At 41.6% G+C, this 19,477-nt stretch carries 18 protein-coding genes; 15 read left to right on the top strand and 3 right to left on the bottom strand.

Annotated elements, in window-relative coordinates:
* Positions 1–42: 42 nt before the first annotated feature.
* From dapD to map, 3 genes are all read right to left on the bottom strand, one after another.
* Complete coding sequence (dapD, locus tag KO530_RS18335; protein ID WP_216049914.1) at positions 43–867, bottom strand: 2,3,4,5-tetrahydropyridine-2,6-dicarboxylate N-succinyltransferase; 825 nt, start codon at positions 865–867, stop codon at positions 43–45.
* Positions 855–3,500, bottom strand: coding sequence for a [protein-PII] uridylyltransferase (gene glnD / locus KO530_RS18340; protein ID WP_216049915.1), 2,646 nt, complete (start codon positions 3,498–3,500; stop codon positions 855–857). The genes dapD and glnD overlap by 13 nt, the downstream gene beginning before the upstream one ends.
* Before the next feature lie 162 nt (positions 3,501–3,662).
* Positions 3,663–4,454: a type I methionyl aminopeptidase gene (gene map, locus KO530_RS18345; RefSeq protein WP_216049916.1), complete on the bottom strand. Its 792-nt coding sequence runs from the start codon at positions 4,452–4,454 to the stop codon at positions 3,663–3,665.
* A 338-nt stretch (positions 4,455–4,792) separates the two neighbouring features.
* Between map and rpsB the strand changes: the two genes are divergently transcribed.
* The 15 genes from rpsB (at position 4,793) to rnhB (ending at position 19,434) form a co-directional block, all read left to right on the top strand.
* Positions 4,793–5,524, top strand: a complete 732-nt coding sequence (rpsB, locus tag KO530_RS18350; RefSeq protein WP_216049917.1) for a 30S ribosomal protein S2 — start codon at positions 4,793–4,795, stop codon at positions 5,522–5,524.
* A gap of 149 nt (positions 5,525–5,673) precedes the next feature.
* Positions 5,674–6,546, top strand: a complete 873-nt coding sequence (gene tsf, locus KO530_RS18355; protein WP_216049918.1) for a translation elongation factor Ts — start codon at positions 5,674–5,676, stop codon at positions 6,544–6,546.
* Between the two features lie 143 nt (positions 6,547–6,689).
* A complete protein-coding gene (pyrH, locus tag KO530_RS18360) occupies positions 6,690–7,433 on the top strand; it encodes a UMP kinase (RefSeq protein WP_216049919.1) in 744 nt (247 codons plus the stop codon).
* A gap of 83 nt (positions 7,434–7,516) precedes the next feature.
* Positions 7,517–8,038, top strand: coding sequence for a ribosome recycling factor (frr, locus tag KO530_RS18365; RefSeq protein ID WP_252729387.1), 522 nt, complete (start codon positions 7,517–7,519; stop codon positions 8,036–8,038).
* A gap of 27 nt (positions 8,039–8,065) precedes the next feature.
* A complete protein-coding gene (gene uppS, locus KO530_RS18370; RefSeq protein WP_216049921.1) occupies positions 8,066–8,794 on the top strand; it encodes a polyprenyl diphosphate synthase in 729 nt (242 codons plus the stop codon).
* A gap of 31 nt (positions 8,795–8,825) precedes the next feature.
* A complete protein-coding gene (locus KO530_RS18375; protein WP_216049922.1) occupies positions 8,826–9,689 on the top strand; it encodes a phosphatidate cytidylyltransferase in 864 nt (287 codons plus the stop codon).
* Entirely contained in the window at positions 9,689–10,870 is a 1,182-nt protein-coding gene (gene ispC, locus KO530_RS18380) for a 1-deoxy-D-xylulose-5-phosphate reductoisomerase (protein ID WP_216049923.1), read from the top strand. Before KO530_RS18375 ends, ispC begins: the two co-directional genes overlap by 1 nt.
* Positions 10,870–12,216 (top strand): sigma E protease regulator RseP, encoded by a 1,347-nt coding sequence (rseP, locus tag KO530_RS18385; RefSeq protein WP_216050416.1) that lies wholly within the window; start codon positions 10,870–10,872, stop codon positions 12,214–12,216. Before ispC ends, rseP begins: the two co-directional genes overlap by 1 nt.
* Positions 12,217–12,278: 62 nt before the next feature.
* The gene (gene bamA, locus KO530_RS18390) at positions 12,279–14,744 is read left to right on the top strand and encodes an outer membrane protein assembly factor BamA (protein WP_216049924.1); all 2,466 of its coding nucleotides are present in this window, start codon (positions 12,279–12,281) and stop codon (positions 14,742–14,744) included.
* Positions 14,745–14,796: 52 nt separating this feature from the next.
* Positions 14,797–15,312, top strand: a complete 516-nt coding sequence (locus tag KO530_RS18395) for an OmpH family outer membrane protein (protein WP_216049925.1) — start codon at positions 14,797–14,799, stop codon at positions 15,310–15,312.
* A 15-nt stretch (positions 15,313–15,327) separates the two neighbouring features.
* Positions 15,328–16,362, top strand: coding sequence for a UDP-3-O-(3-hydroxymyristoyl)glucosamine N-acyltransferase (gene lpxD / locus KO530_RS18400; RefSeq protein ID WP_216049926.1), 1,035 nt, complete (start codon positions 15,328–15,330; stop codon positions 16,360–16,362).
* 38 nt (positions 16,363–16,400) lie between these two features.
* Positions 16,401–16,847: a 3-hydroxyacyl-ACP dehydratase FabZ gene (gene fabZ / locus KO530_RS18405; protein WP_216049927.1), complete on the top strand. Its 447-nt coding sequence runs from the start codon at positions 16,401–16,403 to the stop codon at positions 16,845–16,847.
* A 3-nt stretch (positions 16,848–16,850) separates the two neighbouring features.
* Positions 16,851–17,621 (top strand): acyl-ACP--UDP-N-acetylglucosamine O-acyltransferase, encoded by a 771-nt coding sequence (lpxA, locus tag KO530_RS18410; protein ID WP_216049928.1) that lies wholly within the window; start codon positions 16,851–16,853, stop codon positions 17,619–17,621.
* A 42-nt stretch (positions 17,622–17,663) separates the two neighbouring features.
* Positions 17,664–18,842: a lipid-A-disaccharide synthase gene (lpxB, locus tag KO530_RS18415; RefSeq protein ID WP_216049929.1), complete on the top strand. Its 1,179-nt coding sequence runs from the start codon at positions 17,664–17,666 to the stop codon at positions 18,840–18,842.
* The gene (rnhB, locus tag KO530_RS18420) at positions 18,835–19,434 is read left to right on the top strand and encodes a ribonuclease HII (RefSeq protein ID WP_216049930.1); all 600 of its coding nucleotides are present in this window, start codon (positions 18,835–18,837) and stop codon (positions 19,432–19,434) included. Before lpxB ends, rnhB begins: the two co-directional genes overlap by 8 nt.
* The last annotated feature ends 43 nt before the right edge of the window (positions 19,435–19,477 follow it).

The raw sequence follows: 19,477 nt of genomic DNA on the forward strand, positions 1-19,477 counted from the left end.
TGATTGGTTGCCTTCTAACCAAATTATGTTTGTTGGCTAAGACTATTCAGCGGCACGCAATAGTGCATTGATACCAACTTTTGAACGAGTTTGAGCATCTACTTTCTTCACGATGACTGCTGCGTATAGACTGTATTTGCCATCTTTACTCGGTAAGCTACCAGACACAACTACTGAGCCTGCAGGAACTCGACCATAATGGACTTCGCCTGTTTCGCGGTCGTAAATTCGGGTACTTTGGCCAATGTAGACACCCATTGAAATAACACTGCCTTCTTCAACAACCACACCCTCAACAATTTCCGAGCGTGCGCCAATGAAGCAGTTGTCTTCAATAATGGTTGGGTTAGCTTGCAATGGCTCTAAAACACCACCTATTCCAACACCGCCAGACAAATGTACGTTCTTACCTATTTGTGCACAAGAACCCACAGTCGCCCAAGTATCAACCATAGTGCCTTCGTCAACAAAAGCGCCTATGTTTATATATGACGGCATTACTACTACGTTTTTGCCTACAAAAGATCCGGTTCTAACTGCCGCTGGTGGAACAATACGTACACCCTCAGCTTCAAATTGTGCTTTAGTGTAGTCTGAATATTTCAATGGAACTTTGTCAAAAAAGCGACTCTCTGCGCCTTCAATAACGTCATTGTCATTAATACGGAAATACAACAGAACTGCTTTTTTAAGCCACTGATGAACAACCCATTCACCGGCTATCTTTTCTGCTACTCTGGCTTGGCCAGAATTTAATAGTTCAATGGCACTAATGACCGCTTGTTTTGTTGCGTCATCTACTGACGCTGCTGTAATCGAAGCTCTATTTTCAAACGCTGCTTCTATTTGGTTTTTTAACTCTGACATGCTTCACCGCTAGTTGAGGGTTGATCTAATAATTGGGTTAATCGTTTTTTAAGTTGAACTTGTTGCTCAGTGGTAAGGGCCTGATCTTGTTCATTGGCAATAATAAACAAATCTTCTGCACGCTCACCAATGGTTGAAATTTTTGCCATGTGTAACGTTAAATTTAGCTCTACAAATAGGTGGCCGACCTTGGCTAGTAATCCAGGGGCATCCAATGCTTCAAGCTCTACCATAGTGACTTCGGAGTTACTCTGGTAAAAGCGAACTTTGGTGGCTACGTCTAGTTGCTTCATACGACGTGACATTTTACGTCTGTTGTTGTGTTCTCTGCCCGGTTTAGCAAGTTGGTCTTCTATCGCTTCCACTAAACTTTTTAATCGACTAGGAGACGATATTCGTGAACCATCCTGTTCTAACAGGATAAAACTATCGAATACATAACCATCATTGGTGATGGTAATTTGGGCATCGTGAATCGAACAATTTCGGCTATCTAAAACTGACGCAATTTGTGCAAAAAGTGCAGGACGGTTTTTACCATAAACTAGTAGCTCAGTTCCAGCTTTTGCGGTTGTATCATTTAGCGCAATGGTTAAACTGTTTTCGTCTTTGCTTTCTGCTTTTGCTACTTCATTTGCATGCCAAGCCAACTGCATCGGGCTGAACCTTGCAAAATAGTCATTATTCAAACGATGCCAAAATTGATCAATCTCTGCCGCAGTGACTCCTTGCTTATTCAGCATCTCTCTGGCTTCTATTTGATGTTTATTCACTCTTTCAAGTAAGGTAATGCCACACTGCAGCCCATTGTCCAAGGCTTTTTGTGTTAACAAATACAATTCTCTAATTAGTGATGCTTTCCAATCGTTCCAAAGATTATTATTGGTTGCGCGAATATCTGCTAACGTCAGTGCGTATAAATGTTTTAAATGATTTTGACTTTTTACTGCTCGAGCGAATTCACCAATAATTTCAGGATCATAGATATCTCTACGCTGGGCAACTACTGACATGAGAAGGTGGTTTTCTACCAACCAGCGAATTAGCTCAGCGTCGTCCCCGTCGATGCCATGAGACTCACAAAAAGTGACCACATCCGCTGCCCCTAATACCGAGTGATCGCCATTTCTACCTTTACCAATATCATGGAAAATAGCGGCTAAGTATAAGAGTTCTGGCTTATCCGTTTCCCTCACGATCTTTTTACAGCGGGGGAATTCTCTGTTTTCGTCACTGTGATAACTATAAACATGTTTAACCAGTCTATGGGTGTGTTCATCCACAGTGTACGCATGAAACAAGTCAAATTGCATCATGCCTACAATATTATCCCACTGTGGCAGATATGCCTGAAGGATTCCGTGTTTATGCATTAAATCCCAGCCCAACCCAAAGAAGTTAGGATGTCGCATAAGTTGCATAAACAATTTACGGCATTCAGGTATCTCACAATAATATTGGCTATTAAACTTTCTGCGCGCATTGCGAAGTTGACGTAAACAGCTAGAGTGCAACCCTGTGCAATCTGGCGAATTGGCAATTAATAACAAAAATGACAGGATATCTTCGGGGGATTTAAAAACGTCGTCATGCAGCGGACTGATTAAGCCATCTAATAACTCATAATTGTCATCTATAAGGTGATGCTTTTTAACCTTTAACTCTAAGATATCTTGTTTGAAATATTGCAGTAACATGCCATTAAGTTCAGACACTCTTCGCACAGTTCGAAAAAATGACTTCATCATTCTTTCAACAGCTTGTTTTCCTTCACCATAACCTAGACGTTCTGCTACGTCGGTCTGATAATCAAATAATAGCCGGTTTTCACTGCGACCTGATATCAAATGTAACGCAAATCGAATTTGCCAGAGATGAGAGCGAGATTCAATTAGCTCTGCCCATTCACCCTCGGTGAAATAACCGTGGTCAACTAATTCATGGCCATTCCAAACATTAAAGTGTTGTTTAGCTACCCAACCAATAGATTGGATATCCCGCAAACAGCCTGGATTTTCTTTAACGTTTGGTTCTAAGTTATAGGAGGTGTCGTTGAATTTTCTGTGACGTTCTATTTGTTCTTCATATTTGGCAGTGAAAAAATCTTTACTTGACCAATACCCTTTGCCTTTTATCTTCTTTTGCAAGGTTTCAAAGCTGGATTCGCTGCCTACCAGTAATCTGGACTCAACCAAGTTGGTTGCTATGGTGGTGTCTGCCTTGGCTAAATTAAAGGTTTCTTTGATTGTGCGTACAGACTGACCAACATCTAACTTGATATCCCACAAGAAGGTGATGAAAATACTGACTTTTTCTTGCAACTTAGCATTGATGGTTTTATCACTGAGAATCAGCAGGTCCACATCAGAGTGCGGTTGAAGTTGGCCACGGCCATAACCACCAACGGCAACTAAGGCTAAACCTTTTTGATCATTTAGACCAACCAAGTTCCAAGCACGCAAAAGCAAAGCATCGATGAAAACAGCTCTTTCGTGAACCAGTTGGTCAACCGGCACTTTTGTGAATTCCTGAGATAACCAATCTACGCTATCAGTTACACATTTTTTGAAACTGCTAATGTCATTTATGTCAGTAATTTTCTGGATATTTTCAATGAGCTGATCTAATGACAAATGTCGTACCTCTAAAAGCTGTTTTAGACAACGAGACGCAATGCAAACACGAACAAATACAATTTATATTATAAAATCAAAGTGTCCATTAAGCGCAGTGGTATAGCAAATAACTAATTCACGTTAGTCATAATCATTATTCATAAGTAAAAACATACTGAATTAATGACTTATCACTCTATCAATGGTTTCGTCGTCTCTAAGAGTGAGAATTTCCACACCATCCTTGGTGACTAATAAAGTGTGTTCCCACTGTGCGCTCAAACTACGGTCTTTGGTAACCACAGTCCATTGGTCGGGCAGGATCTTCGAATAACGTTTACCGGCGTTAACCATTGGCTCAATGGTTAAACACATGCCTTCTAACAATTCAACGCCGGTATTAGGTCGGCCATAATGAACCACTTGTGGTTCTTCATGAAAGTTTGCACCAATACCATGACCACAATATTCTCTCACAATGGAATAATTGTGCTTTTCTGCGTGTTGCTGAATGACATGTCCAATATCGCCCAATCGTGCCCCTGGTTTTACAAGTTCAATGCCTTTGTACAAACATTCTTGGGTCACTCTAATTAAGCGCTCAGCTAAAATGCTGGGTTTACCTACCACAAACATTTTTGATGTATCACCGTGATAACCATCTTTAATCACAGTCACATCAATATTGATGGTATCTCCGTCTTTTAACTTTTTGTCTGAAGGAATGCCATGGCAAATAACATGATTGACCGAAGTACAAATAGATTTTGGGAAGGGAGGATGCCCATAATTCAAAGGAGCAGGAATACATTGCTGTTCATTGACAATATAATCATGACAGATTTGATTGAGTTCATTAGTGGTGACACCCTTTTTAACGTAGGGGCCAATCATTTGTAAAACTTCAGCGGCTAATCTACCCGCTACTCGCATTTTCTCAATTTCATCTGGAGTTTTAATCGTGATTGTCAATTTTGCATCCTAAAAAAATAACTCAAAGCAATAATGAGGCGAATTGTATCTTTTAAGCCTAAAAATGTATAGATGACAAAAAGAATTGCCGGTTTACTTCATTTGCAATGACCAACATGCAGATATAGTCCTTTTTACTTGCGTGAAGTAGGCCCGCATGGTATAAAGCGCACCGCAAATTCAATAGCATTATTTTAGTGCTTAGAATTAAAGCGAAATTAACTAAATAACACACATACATCGACACATTTGTCGGGGTGTCTGTTTCGGGTTTGCCGCCTGAACGGATCGATAGATGGGATGTATGGAGGCCTAACCCCAATTTGAGGAAATTAATAATGGCAAACGTATCTATGCGTGACATGCTCCAGGCGGGCGTGCACTTCGGTCACCAGACTCGTTACTGGAACCCAAAAATGAAACCTTTCATCTTTGGTGCTCGTAACAAAGTTCATATCATCAACCTTGAAAAAACAGTACCTTTGTTTAATGAAGCATTGAACTACATTAGTAGTGTATCTTCTAAAAAAGGTAAAGTTCTTTTCGTAGGAACTAAACGCGCAGCTAGCGACGCAGTTAAAGAAGCAGCACAGAAATGTGACCAATTCTATGTTAACAAGCGTTGGTTAGGTGGAATGTTGACTAACTGGAAAACAGTTCGTCAATCAATCAAGCGTTTGAAAGAGCTAGAGCAACAGTCTCAAGATGGCACTTTCGAAAAGTTGACCAAAAAAGAAGTATTAATGCTTCAACGTGAAATGACCAAGCTAGAAAGTAGCTTAGGTGGTATCAAAGATATGGGCGGTCTTCCAGACTGTTTATTCGTTGTTGATGCAGATCACGAGCACATTGCAATCACTGAAGCACGTAACTTGGGAATCCCAGTTATTTCAGTAGTTGATACTAACTCTAATCCAGATGGTGTTGATTACATCATTCCTGGTAACGACGATGCTATTCGTGCGGTTCAATTGTACTTAAACGCTGCAGCTGATGCTGTTAGCCAAGGTCGCGAGCAAAACCTTGAAGTACAAGCTGAGCAAGACGATTTCGTTGAAGCAGCTGAGTAATTAAAAAGCCGCGACTTTCTTGTCGCGGCCTTGTCATTTTTTTGTGACTTTAGTTCAATAGAATGGCAAACATCTCATCAGGGGCGGTAATTATTTACGGCCCCTGTTTCTTAAGTTAAGAACTATTTATAAATGCTGAGGAAACCAAAATGGCAGTGACAGCAGCCCTAGTAAAAGAACTTCGTGAGCGCACCGGCGCCGGCATGTTGGATTGTAAAAAAGCATTGGTAGAAACCGACGGTGATGTCGAGCTAGCAATTGAAAATATGCGTAAATCTGGTCAAGCAAAAGCGGCTAAAAAAGCAGGTCGTATTGCAGCTGAAGGCGTGATCATGACTAAAGTTGCTAACGGTGTAGCAACTATGATGGAAATTAACAGTGAAACTGATTTCGTTGCTCGTGACGAAGGTTTCTTAGCTTTTGCTAACAAATTAGTTGATGTAGCTTCTGCAAACAAAATTAACGACATGGATGCGCTAAATAGCAGCGAAATCGATGGCGTTACTGTTGCTGATGCTCGTGACACACTAGTAGCAAAAATCGGCGAAAACATTTCTCCTCGTCGTGTTATTTCTGTTGAAGGCGACAACCTAGGTGCATACGTGCACGGTGGTCGTATCGGCGTAATCGCTATTTTGAATGGCGGTGATGAAGATTTGGCAAAAGACATTGCAATGCATATTGCAGCGGCTAGCCCACAATTCGTGAAGCCTGAAGATGTACCTGCAGAAGTTGTTGCGAAAGAAAAAGAAATTCAACTTGAAATCGCAATGCAATCTGGCAAGCCAGCTGATATCGCTGAAAAAATGGTTATCGGCCGTATGAAGAAATTCACTGGCGAAGTTAGTTTGACAGGTCAGCCTTTCGTTAAAGATCCTTCTAACACTGTTGGTCAACTTTTGAAATCTAAAGGTGCTGACGTGATTAACTTCGTTCGTTTCGAAGTTGGTGAAGGTATCGAGAAGAAAGAAGAAGATTTCGCGGCTGAAGTTGCTGCACAAATGGCAGCTGCTAAGAAATAATTGAGCCTTTCGCTTTTGCGTAAAGCCAATGTCATATAAACTATCGGCACCTCAAAATGAGGTGCCTTTTTATATGTACTATTTACGCGGATAAATTTAGTGGGTTTGAGCCCAATATCCAATAACGAAGGAATAGCCAATAAATGAGTATCGCACCAAAATCTGCATATCGAAGAATTCTGCTAAAGTTAAGTGGTGAAGCCCTAATGGGTGAAGAAGGATTCGGTATCGACCCCAAAGTTCTAGATAGAATGGCCCAAGAAATCAAAGAGTTGGTTGAAATGGGTGTGCAAGTAGGATTAGTAATTGGTGGCGGAAATTTATTTCGCGGTGAAGGGTTAGCAAAAGCTGGAATGAATCGTGTCGTGGGCGACCACATGGGTATGTTAGCCACGGTCATGAATGGTTTAGCCATGCGTGACGCTTTGCACCGAGCATTTGTTAATGCACGTTTAATGTCAGCCATACCGCTTAATGGTGTCTGTGATGCTTATAATTGGACTGAAGCCATTAGTCTTTTAAAGTCAGGACGCGTAGTCATTTTCTCTGCTGGTACAGGCAATCCATTTTTTACCACTGACTCTGCAGCCTGTTTACGAGGCATTGAAATAGAAGCCGACGCAGTACTTAAAGGTACTAAAGTGGATGGCGTTTATAATGATGATCCAGTCACAAATCCAGACGCTGTATTACTTAAAAACGTAAGTTATCAAGAAGTTCTGGAAAAAGAACTTAAGGTTATGGACTTAGCTGCTTTTACTTTGGCACGGGATCATAGCTTGCCTATTCGCGTCTACAACATGAATAAACCGGGCGTTTTACGCCGTGTTGTTTTGGGTGAAGACGAAGGGACTACAATTTCCCATCAAGGCACAAACAATCAATAACAACGATTTAAAAAACGATTAGTAAAATAAGAATTAGGGAGATTGCAGTGATAAATGATATTCATGATGATGCAAAACAACGCATGGAAAAAAGCATCAGTGCATTGAAAAGCCAATTAAGTAAAATTAGAACTGGCCGCGCTCATCCAGCGCTTTTAGATAACATTATGGTGCCATATTATGGCGCTGATACCCCTTTAAAGCAGCTAGCTAATATTTTTGCCGAAGATGCCAGAACATTGGCACTTACTGTGTTTGATAAAAGTGCCGCCGCCGCTGTCGAAAAGGCCATTATGCAATCTGACCTAGGATTAAATCCTATGAGTTCAGGTGCTGCTATTCGTATTCCTTTACCACCGTTGACTGAAGAGCGTCGTAAAGACCTTATCAAAGTGGTACGAAGCGAAGCTGAGCAAGGTCGTGTTGCCGTGCGTAATATTCGTCGCGATGCTAATGCCGATATCAAAGAATTGGTGAAAGAAAAAGAATTAGGCGAAGATGAAGGTCGTAAAGGCGAAGAGTTAATTCAAAAATTAACTGACGAATTCGTTAAAACCATCGATAGCGCATTACAAGATAAAGAAAAAGAGTTGATGGAAATTTAACCCTTTTTGGTTAATTCCTTTTACCTTATGAGTAATCTAAATATCCCAAAACATGTTGCTATCATTATGGATGGCAACGGCCGTTGGGCAAAAAAGAAAGGTAAGATCCGCACTTTCGGGCATAAAGCTGGTGTTGAGTCTGTGCGATCTGCCGTTCGTTTTGCTCGTCAAAATGGCATAGAGTCTCTTACCTTATTTGCATTTAGCAGCGAAAACTGGAACCGTCCTGCAGAAGAAGTCGGCGTTTTAATGGACTTGTTCAATTTTGTGCTAAATAGCGAAGCCAAGAAGCTAAACAAAAACGACGTGCGTCTAAAAGTCATTGGTGATACGTCACGATTTGACAACAAGTTAGTCGAAAAAATTAATAAAGCGGAAAAGTTAACTGAGCATAATGGTGCGTTAGTTCTCAATATTGCTGCCAATTACGGTGGTCGTTGGGATATATTGAATGCGGCCAAATCATTTGCAAAACAAGCTGTTAGCCAAGACTTGGATATTGATAGTGTAGACGAAACTGATTTTAATCAGTTTATGTCGCTTGCTGGTCAACCTGAACTAGATTTGCTCATTCGCACTGGCGGAGAACACCGAATCAGTAATTTTTTAATGTGGCAATGTGCTTACGCAGAGCTATATTTTACTGATACTCTTTGGCCAGATTTTGATGAACAAGCGTTTCAGCTTGCGGTTAATGACTATTCTGATCGTCAACGTCGATTTGGTATGACAGGAGAGCAGGTGGAAACTAAATGATAATGTTTTCCGCAAAGCTCAAAGGCTAATTATGTTAAAACAGCGTATAATTACAGCAGTTATTTTAGCTCCTCTTGCGTTAATTTGTATTTTATTTTTACCACTATTAGGCTTTGAAATATTCATTGCCTTAGTGGTAGGTTTAGGCGGTTATGAGTGGGCTAATATGTCGAGTATTAAGCCTAGACCGCAAAAAGCTCTTTATGCTTTTTTCATTCTGTTCTGTTGTCTATTCTTAGTTTACTGGGTACCCACGCAAAATATTTGGTATCAAGGCGCTTTAAATAGTTTATATGTTTATATTTTAGGTGTGGCAGCAATCTGGTGGTTTGTTTCACTATTGATGATTATTGCTTACCCGCGCTTTTCAGCAATATGGCGAACGAGTAAAGCTATTCGGTGCTTATTCGGTTTGTTCACTCTAATCCCCACCTTTGTCTCTGTTGTCTCGTTACGCTCTCATATGTACGATATTGACCCCCTATATGGTGTGTCACTTATATTTTATGTTTTAGGTATTGTCTGGGCCGCAGATATTGGCGCTTTTTTTGTTGGCGTCAAATTCGGCCGACATAAACTACGCCCTAATGTTTCACCTGGCAAAACCTTAGAAGGCTTAGCAGGTGGTATTGCCGCTTCGACCGCGATTATTGCCTTTGCAGCGCTGCACTATCAAGTAGACCCCGGTAGAATATGGATGCATGTACTTATCGGTGGCTTAACCGTTGGAGTGTCAGCTTTAGGCGATCTAAACGAAAGTATGTTTAAACGCTGTGCTGGAATTAAAGATAGCGGTAAAATACTGCCTGGTCACGGTGGTATATTAGATCGTATCGATAGCCTAACCGCGGCATTCCCTGTATTTGCCTATTGCTACGTTTTGTGGATGGCCTAATGCAAAATATAGCGATTTTAGGAGCGACCGGCTCCATTGGTCAAAGCACTTTGGATGTTATTCAATTACATCCAGAAAAATACAATGTGGTCGCGTTAACTGCCCATTCCAGTGTAGACAAACTAATATCCCAAGCGATTCTGTTTCAACCTAATTATCTGGTTATTTCTGATTTAGCCTCCTACACCTACGCTAAGCAGGCATTACAAAATGCCAATTTAAAGTGTGAATTGTTGGTGGGACAAGAAGGCTTATGTCAGGTGGCGTCAGACTCCAGTGTCGACAGTGTTATGGCGGCAATTGTAGGCGCAGCCGGGTTACTACCAACGTTAGCTGCCGTCAAATCTGGCAAAAAAGTCATGTTGGCGAACAAAGAGTCTTTGGTTATGTGTGGTGATATTTTTATTCAAGAAGTGAATAAAACAGGTGCCCAATTACTGCCGATCGACAGTGAACATAACGCAATTTTTCAATGCCTTCCTGCCGATTTCAAATATGGCGACCTTGCAGCGTCAGGCATTGCCAAAATATTATTAACCGGTTCCGGTGGGCCTTTTTTAAATCGCTCGTTGGATACTTTTGTCGATATTACGCCGGATCAAGCCTGTGCTCATCCTAATTGGGATATGGGGCGGAAGATTTCTGTTGATTCTGCCACTATGATGAATAAAGGCTTGGAGTTTATCGAAGCCAAATGGTTATTTGGCTTAAATTCTGCGGATATTCAAATCGTGTTGCACCCACAAAGTATTATTCATTCAATGGTTCAATATGCGGATGGTTCAGTGCTTGCGCAGATGGGCAATCCGGATATGAAAACGCCAATCGCCCATTGCTTGGCGTTTCCGAATCGAATTAATGCTGGAGTGACTCCCTTAGATTTTGCTGCGTTAGCAGATTTTAGTTTTCAGGTGCCAGATTTACAACGTTATCCAAACTTGAAATTAGCCATTAATGCCTGTGATGCTGGGCAATACGCGACAACTGCTTTAAATGCGGCGAACGAAATTGCGGTGGAAGCTTTTCTGTCGCATCAAATCGGATTTTCGCAAATTGCCGAAGTGAATGAAGAAATGTTACAGCGCATCGAAGCGCAACATTTGCAAGATATTGATGGGATTTTAGGCCTTGATAAACAAGTTAGATCCCTTGCTAAACAATTTATAGGAACCTTAGTTTGATTTTTGAGTTTATTCGCAATCTTTCCGCATTTGTCGTTGCCTTAGGGATACTCGTTGCGGTCCATGAATGGGGACATTTTTGGGTTGCCCGACGCTGCGGCGTCAAAGTTGAACGATTTTCTATTGGTTTCGGCAAAGCCTTGTGGTCGCGCACAGACAAACTGGGAACCGAATATGTTATCGCTGCTATTCCTCTGGGTGGTTACGTAAAAATGCTGGATGAACGAGTGGAGCAGGTTAGCGATGCTGATTTACCCTATGCGTTTAATCGCCAACATGTGCTCAAACGCATCGCGATAGTCGCTGCCGGACCTATGGTTAACTTCTTATTCGCGATTTTCGCGATTTATTTAATGTTACTGATTGGCCAACAATCGGTTAAACCCATTGTTGGAAATATTGAACCGGATTCAATTGCCGCCAATGCAGGGTTTGCTGAACGGGATCAAATTACCCAAATATCTGGGCACGAGACCAACGACTGGCAATCGGTGAACTATGAAGTGATGCGGCTGATTGGTGATTCAAGTACCCAAGTGCAAGTCACCACTAAAGACGGTTACAACAAAGTTTTGGATTTAGATTTAAGGAATTGGCAATTTGACCCTGAAACCACGTCACCAATGGCGAGTTTGGGCTTTGCACCTTATCGCACTAACCCCACTAAACAGCTTGCTTTGGTGAGTGAATCTTCGCCAGCAGCTGACGCCGGATTGCAGGTGAATGACATTATTCTCAAGTTTAATGGAACTACTGTGGCAAATTGGGAACAAATAGTGGAGCTGATTGAGCAGCACCCTAAACAAAATGTTACTATCACAATCGATAGAAATGGCATTGAACAGCAGGTGACAGCGACTATTGGCGTGAAACCAGACGATCCTGATAAGGGATTATTAGGTGTAGTTACCTACTTAGAACCTTATCCGGAAGAGTATTTATTTCACAAGCAGTATGGTCCAATTGAAGGTTTATCTGAAGGAGTAAGTGAAACCTGGCGACTTATAACATTGAGTTTTGACATGATTGGTAAGCTTTTTACCGGTGATGTATCTGTTAAAAGTTTAAGTGGCCCAATTTCGATTGCCCAAGGTGCGGGTATGACGGCCAGTGCTGGAATTGTCGCATTTTTGAGCTTTTTAGCGCTTATTAGTGTGAATTTAGGGATTATTAATCTTTTCCCTCTTCCTGTGCTTGATGGCGGGCACTTACTCTATTATTTTATAGAGCTTTTAACTGGGCGACCGGTTCCGGAATCCGTACAGGAAGTGGGATTTAAAATTGGCGGGATCATCTTGTTACTGTTAATGACAGTAGCTTTTTATAATGACATTGCGCGTTTATAGTGTGGATGACACAAACTACATTGCCGAAGTAGGCTATGAGTGCTTAGGAAGAATATTAATAAATGAAGTTTAAACAGTTAGTTGTAGCCGGATTCATATGGTCCAGTGCTAGCTTAGCCTTAGCTGCTACAGACCAAGAGTTCGTCGTATCCGACATCAAAGTTGAAGGTTTACAAAGGGTTGCTTTGGGAGCCGCGCTGACCTATCTGCCTGTGCAAGTCGGTGACACTATGAATAGTTTCCGTTCGGCTCAGTTAATTCGTAGCCTGTATTCATCTACTCACTTTGAAAGTATCGAAATTCTTCGTGATGGCACCACTTTGGTTGTGAAAGTCAAAGAGCGTCCAACCATCAGTAATATTATCTTTGACGGCAATGACGATATAAAAGATGAGCAGTTGCAAGAAAGTCTTGATGGCAACAACATCCGCGTGGGTGAGCCGTTGGATAAAACGGTTTTAACCGGTATCGAAAATGGCTTAAAAGACTTTTTCTACAGTATTGGTAAATACAATGCTGATGTTAGCGCCATTGTCACGCCATTGCCTCGTAACCGAGTTGATTTGAAGCTGTTGTTTGAAGAAGGTGACTCTGCAAAAATTCAACAAATTAACATTGTCGGTAATGAAGTCTTCTCTGACGCTGAGTTGTTAAGACAAATGGAGTTAAAGTTCGATACACCGTGGTGGGACTTTTTATCTGAAACCCGTTATCAAAAACAAACTCTCTCTGGTGATATGGAAACGTTACGAAGCTACTACCTAGACCGCGGTTATTTGCGCTATCAGGTAGACTCAACGCAAGTATCTATGACCCCGGAAAAAGATGGTATTTATGTCACAATGAATATCTCTGAAGGTGAGCAATACACTATTTCTGAAGTAGACCTAATTGGTGACCTATTGGGTAACGAAGAATACATGCGCGCTGTATTACCGCTTACCGCTGGTGAGTTATATAACCAAGCAGAAGTAACCTACACAGAAGAGTTCTTCAGTAAATATTTAGGTCGTTTTGGATATGCGTATCCGACAGTAACCACGATCCCTGAAATTAATGATGAAGACAAAACTGTTAAATTGACGCTATCTGTCGATCCTGGAAAACGTATTTACGTGAACCGCATTACCTTCGAAGGTAATACAGTGACTGCCGATGAGGTTTTACGTCAGTCGGTCAGTCAAATGGAAGGTACTTGGCTTTCGAACAGTTCGTTGGAATCGTCTAAGAATAACTTGTCACGTTTGACCTACATGGAAGAAGTGGATTTTGAAACCGTCCGTTTACCAGGTGAAGATGACAAAGTTGATGTGGTATATAAAGTTAAAGAACAACCTTCTGGTTCATTTAATGCTGGTGTGGGTTACGGTGATAGAACCAAACTTAGCCTGCAAGCCGGTATTCAACAGGACAACTTCTTAGGTACAGGTAAACGATTGGCATTCAATGTTAGTACTGTATCTTACCAAAAGAGTGTGCAGCTTTCCTACACAGACCCTTATTTCACTATTGATGGAATTAGTTTGGGCGGAAATATTTCATATAGTGAATTCGATGCTGGAAGTGCAAACCTTGTACAATACAACAGTAAACAATACACCGTTGGAATAAACGCTGGTTATCCAATTAATGAATTCAACCGAATTAATTTTGGCTTGAGTTATAGTGATGTAGAGTTATCTCGTCGCAGTAACTATGAACAGACAGACCGTTTTTACAACCAATTTGTGAATGAAGATGATCCAGATGCACCTATTGATTATTCTAGTTTCCTAGCATCTGTATCTTGGACTCGTAGTACTCTAAACCGAGGGATTTTCCCAACGGCTGGTTCGTCACAAAGCGCATCCTTTAGCATTACTACTCCTAATTCTGATGTAAATTATTTCAAATCGATTTTTGATACTAAATTCTACTTCCCGCTTACCCGTGATCAAAGATGGTCAGTGCTTACTCGATTGCGCGCAGGTTACGGTAACGGTTATGGTGAAACAAATGGCATAGAACAGATATTGCCATTCACTCAAAACTTTACGGCCGGTGGTAGCGATACCTTACGCGGATTCGAAAATAACACTGTTGGACCTCGTGGCGTACAATTGTCACCCACAAGTATTACCGGACCAGACGGTGAAACTATCTTGTTAGGTCCTGAATCTGACCGGGTTGCAGTATCTTCTCGTTCCTTAGGTGGTAACGCGATGTTGCTCGGTGGTGTAGAATTAATTGTACCTACTCCGTTTGTTGGCGAAGAGTTTGATAATTCAGTGCGTTCAAGCTTGTTTCTTGATGCCGGTAATGTGTGGGATACTGAATTCGACTATAGCTTATATCGTGATCTAGATCAGATTAGTGAAGACCCTGTAGCAGATTACGGCGATTGGACTCGCTATAGAGCTTCTTACGGAGTTTCTGTACAATGGTTATCACCAATGGGTCCAATGGTCTTTAGTTTCTCTAGAGCTTTACAAGAACGTGTTGGGGATGATGTGAAATTCTTCTCTTTCAACATTGGACAAACATTTTAAACATAATTTAGCATGAGCTAATTAGTATTATAAAAACAGGAAGGAGTTCCCTTTGAAACAAGTATTTAAAACCTTAGTCGTTACTGCACTTTTGAGCAGTGCTTTATTAAGTTCAGTAGCTTACGCAGAACAGAAAATTGCTGTTGTAAGTCGCGAGGCGGTAATTCAGCAAATGCCACAAGCGATTGCTAGTCAGCAAGCTTTGCAAATTGAATTTAAAGACGAAGGTTCAAAAGTAGATGCGATGCGTCAAAAGATAGCCACTGATCTTGAGTCGCTTAAGAAAAACGCACCGACTATGAGTGAAGCACAAATTAAAGCTGAACAAGAGCGTTTACAAGCAGCTAACACTGAATTTGAAGCGCTAGCTAAACCTTTGCAAGAAAAGCTACAAAAACGTAGACAAGAAGAAAACACCAAAATCGTTACTATGCTACAACAAGCTATCCAAGCAGTTGTAAATGAAGAAAATATCGACATGGTTCTAGATAGACAAGCGGTTGTATTCGCTACTCCTCAATACGATATCTCAGAGAAAGTATTGAAAAAAGTTAGTCAAATGAAATAACCTACCGGAGCCTGTATGCAGTCACTCAGTTTAAAACAATTGGCAGATCTTATTGGTGCATCTATCCATTTATCTGGCAATGATACTGAGGATACCCAAATTAATAGTTTGAGTACCTTGGCGAATGCAGGCATTGGTCAGATTTCCTTTTTAGCCAATAGCAAGTATCGTAGTCACCTGGCTGACACTAGAGCACAAGCGGTTATTTTACATCCAGACGAGTTATCCCATTGTCCTTGCACTGCACTAGTTCATCCAAATCCATACGTGGGATTTGCATTGGTTGCACAGGCTCTTGATACGACTCCGGCTGCGGCATCAGGTATCCATCCAACAGCCGTTATCGGCCAAGACGCAAAACTTGGCAATAACGTGAGTGTGGGAGCCAATGCTGTGATTGAATCAGGCGTGGTTTTAGGCGATGACGTGCAAGTTGGTGCAGGTACTTTTGTAGGCAAAAACTGTCAACTAGGTAACAGAACTAAACTTTGGGCAAATGTCACCGTTTATCACGATTCGGTAATCGGCGAAGATTGCTTAGTGCAATCTGCTACTGTTATTGGTAGTGACGGTTTTGGATACGCTAACGATAAAGGTAAGTGGATTAAGATCCCTCAGTTGGGACGAGTCATTATTGGTAATCGTGTCGAGATTGGCGCTAGTACTACTATCGATCGCGGTGCTCTTGAAGATACAATTATCGGCGATGGGGTGATACTGGATAATCAATTGCAAATTGCCCATAACGTAGAAATAGGTGAAAACACTGCTATGGCAGCGTGTTCAGTTATTGCTGGCAGTACCAAATTGGGTAAAAATTGTAGCGTTGCAGGATTGTGCGGTTTTAACGGACATATTGAAGTTTGTGATAACTCTCATTTTACTGGAATGAGTATGATTACCAAGAGCATAACCGAACCTGGTTTATATTCCTCAGGTATGCCGGCGGTGCCCAATCTTGAGTGGCGTAAAAATGCAGTTCAATTCAAAAAAATAACGTCTCTTGCTCAACGTGTCAAAGTTTTAGAGAAACAACAATCTACAAAGTAACAGGGTAGTTCCCATTACTTATTAAAGGAGATCAGCCTTTGGCCGACAATTTGAACACCATCGAAATCGAAGAAATCATGGAGCTTTTACCCCATAGATATCCATTTCTATTGATTGATAGAGTAACTGAATATGTTTTAGGCGAAACGATTAAAGCCTATAAAAATGTTACCTTTAATGAACCTTGTTTCACAGGTCATTTCCCTGGAAAACCCATATTCCCTGGTGTTTTAATTCTTGAAGCAATGGCACAAGCTGCGGGCATATTAGGGTTTAAAACTGCGGGAAATAGTGATGAGTTATACCTTTATGCTGGTATCGACAACGCACGCTTTAAGCGCCCTGTAGTTCCTGGCGATAGATTAGATTTCGACGTGTGTGTTGTGAAAGAGAAGCGCGGTATATGGAAATTTAAAGGCGTTGCCAGTGTGGATGGTCAAGAAGCTTGTGTTGCTGAATTTATGTGTGCAATGAGGAAAATGTAACCAGTGATCCATGAAACAGCTATTGTGCACCCGTCTGCTAAGTTAGCAGCAGACGTTCAAGTTGGTCCATATTCCGTTATCGGTGAAGATGTCGAGATAGGAAGTGGAACGGTTGTCGAATCACATGTGGTCATTAAGGGACCATGTACTATTGGTAAAAACAATCGTTTTTTCCAGTTTGGTTCGATTGGTGAAGAATGCCAGGATAAAAAGTATGCTGGAGAAAAAACCCGATTAGAAATTGGTGACAACAATGTTTTTCGGGAATGTGTGACTATCCATCGTGGTACGGTTCAAGATAAATCACTGACCAAAATAGGCTCAAATAATTTATTTATGGCTTACGCACATGTGGCGCATGATTGTGTTGTTGGAGATGATAACATCTTTGCTAACAATGCGACCCTTGCTGGTCATGTACATGTTGGCAACTACGTTATCTTAGGTGGTAACACGGCTGTGCACCAGTTCTGCCATATTGGCTCTAACAGTTTTACTGGTGGCGGTGGCATCATATTACGTGATATCCCTCCCTTTGTTATGATCAATGGTATCGACAATACGCCGGCAGGAATTAACTCCGAAGGGTTGCGTCGCAGAGGCTATGATAAAGAGGTAATAATGAGTATTAAACGTGCTTATAAAGTACTTTATCGGAACGGCAATCGTGCCGAAGAAGCCGTTCAAGAGTTACGCAAAATGGCCGAAACCACAAAAGAAGTGGGATTAATGGCTGATTTTGTAGCAAACTCTGCCCGAGGAATAATCCGCTAATCATACTGATTAGCTTTATCGCAAACTGCGAGCCAACCTTATATGTCTAAGCGTCCTTTGAAAATTGCTATCGTCGCCGGAGAAGCCTCTGGCGACGTGTTAGCTGCGGGTATGATAAAACAGATTTTGGCAATTCACCCCGATGCACAGTTTACAGGAATTGCCGGTCCTAATATGCTTGAGCAAGGTTGCGAAACCTTGTTTGAAATGGAAGAACTTTCTGTGATGGGGATAGTAGAGGTACTGTCCCGTATTCGCCGATTACTGTTTATTCGAAAAACCGTCCTGCAACATTTTACCGATAATCCCCCCGATGTCTTTATCGGAGTGGATGCCCCTGATTTTAATCTGCCGTTAGAAAAGAAACTAAAAAAACTTGGGGTCAAAACCGTCCATTACGTCAGTCCTACAGTGTGGGCTTGGCGGGAAAATAGAATTTATGGGATTGCTGAAGCGACTAACTTAGTACTCAGTATTTTTCCATTCGAAAAAGCCGTTTACGACAAACATGGATTCCCTTGCCAATATGTTGGCCATACTATGGCGGATGATATTGAGCTTTACCCCGATCAAACTCTAGCTCGCCAACAACTTGATGGCGTAACGTTAAGCAAAGACGCAAAAGTGCTGGCGTTGCTACCGGGCAGCCGGGCTGGCGAAGTGAATATGTTGCTTGAGGTCTTTTTACAAAGCGCAAGCAAAGTGTGTACTACGGTAAGTGAATTACATGTGGTGATCCCCGCTGTCAATGAAGTGCGAAAATCGCAAATTGAAGCCATAGTGTCGGCGTTTAAGAGCTTGCCAGAGTATCCGCAAAACATGCATATTTCAGTGCTTATGCGGCAATCTCGTAATGTTATGATCGCCTCGGATGCTATTCTACTTGCCTCTGGTACTGCGTCACTTGAAGCTATGTTATGTAAGCGTCCAATGGTGGTAGCCTATCGTTTAAAATGGCTTACACATCAAATAATGAAAGCAATGTATAAACCCAATTACTTCTCACTGCCTAATGTGCTAGCAGATAAACCCATTGTGCCTGAATTATTACAAGAACAAGTGAACCCTGAAACCATCTCTGAATATCTGATCCCGATGTTCGCCGGTGATAGCGTAAAGATTCCAGAGGAGTTTGTTGGTTTGCATGAAATGTTAAAACAGGACGCAGATAAACAAGCTGCGGCTGCCGTATTAAAGTTAATTGGTACAGAATATGAGTGAGGCTTGCCTTATCGCCGGGGTTGATGAAGTCGGCCGTGGACCTTTGGTGGGAGATGTTGTGACCGCAGCGGTAATATTGGATCCGCAAAAGCCTATTTTAGGATTAAACGATTCCAAAAAACTGAGCGAGAAAAAACGCAACGTATTGTTCAACCAAATTATTGAAAATGCATTATGTTGGTCAGTAGGGCGAGCTAGCCCAAAAGAAATTGATCAACTGAATATTCTACATGCCACTATGTTGGCTATGAAACGCGCTGTTGAAGGTTTATCAATTCAGCCTGATTTGGTGCAAGTCGATGGTAATCGATGCCCAGATTGGCATTATGCCAGTGAAGCAATCGTTAAAGGCGATGGCAGTGTCGCAGAAATTTCAGCCGCGTCTATTATTGCTAAAGTCACCAGAGATCGGGAGATGGCAGAATTGCATTTACGCTATCCTGAGTATGGTTTTGATCAACATAAAGGCTACCCTACCAAAGCTCATTTGTTACGTTTAGCTGAGCTAGGGCCAACGGAAGAATACCGTATGAGTTTTAAACCTGTGCAACAAATATTGATACAACACAATGGAGTCATCCATGCAGTCTGAAGCCACAGAAGCACCCGTGAAATTTATCCATTTGCGCGTCCAT

It is taken from the genome of Aliiglaciecola lipolytica, from assembly GCF_018860635.1.
GTDB classification, from domain to species: domain Bacteria; phylum Pseudomonadota; class Gammaproteobacteria; order Enterobacterales; family Alteromonadaceae; genus Aliiglaciecola; species Aliiglaciecola lipolytica_A.

Bases quoted from the DNA above. Each gene is read 5' to 3' on its own strand.
- rnhB (WP_216049930.1), top strand. From the start codon at position 18,835: ATGAGTGAGGCTTGCCTTATCGCCGGGGTTGATGAAGTCGGCCGTGGA.
- KO530_RS18375 (WP_216049922.1), top strand. From the start codon at position 8,826: ATGTTAAAACAGCGTATAATTACAGCAGTTATTTTAGCTCCTCTTGCG.
- ispC (WP_216049923.1), top strand. From the start codon at position 9,689: ATGCAAAATATAGCGATTTTAGGAGCGACCGGCTCCATTGGTCAAAGC.
- bamA (WP_216049924.1), top strand. From the start codon at position 12,279: ATGAAGTTTAAACAGTTAGTTGTAGCCGGATTCATATGGTCCAGTGCT.
- lpxD (WP_216049926.1), top strand. From the start codon at position 15,328: ATGCAGTCACTCAGTTTAAAACAATTGGCAGATCTTATTGGTGCATCT.
- rpsB (WP_216049917.1), top strand. From the start codon at position 4,793: ATGGCAAACGTATCTATGCGTGACATGCTCCAGGCGGGCGTGCACTTC.
- uppS (WP_216049921.1), top strand. From the start codon at position 8,066: ATGAGTAATCTAAATATCCCAAAACATGTTGCTATCATTATGGATGGC.
- tsf (WP_216049918.1), top strand. From the start codon at position 5,674: ATGGCAGTGACAGCAGCCCTAGTAAAAGAACTTCGTGAGCGCACCGGC.
- pyrH (WP_216049919.1), top strand. From the start codon at position 6,690: ATGAGTATCGCACCAAAATCTGCATATCGAAGAATTCTGCTAAAGTTA.
- frr (WP_252729387.1), top strand. From the start codon at position 7,517: ATGGAAAAAAGCATCAGTGCATTGAAAAGCCAATTAAGTAAAATTAGA.
- dapD (WP_216049914.1), bottom strand. From the start codon at position 867: ATGTCAGAGTTAAAAAACCAAATAGAAGCAGCGTTTGAAAATAGAGCT.
- lpxB (WP_216049929.1), top strand. From the start codon at position 17,664: ATGTCTAAGCGTCCTTTGAAAATTGCTATCGTCGCCGGAGAAGCCTCT.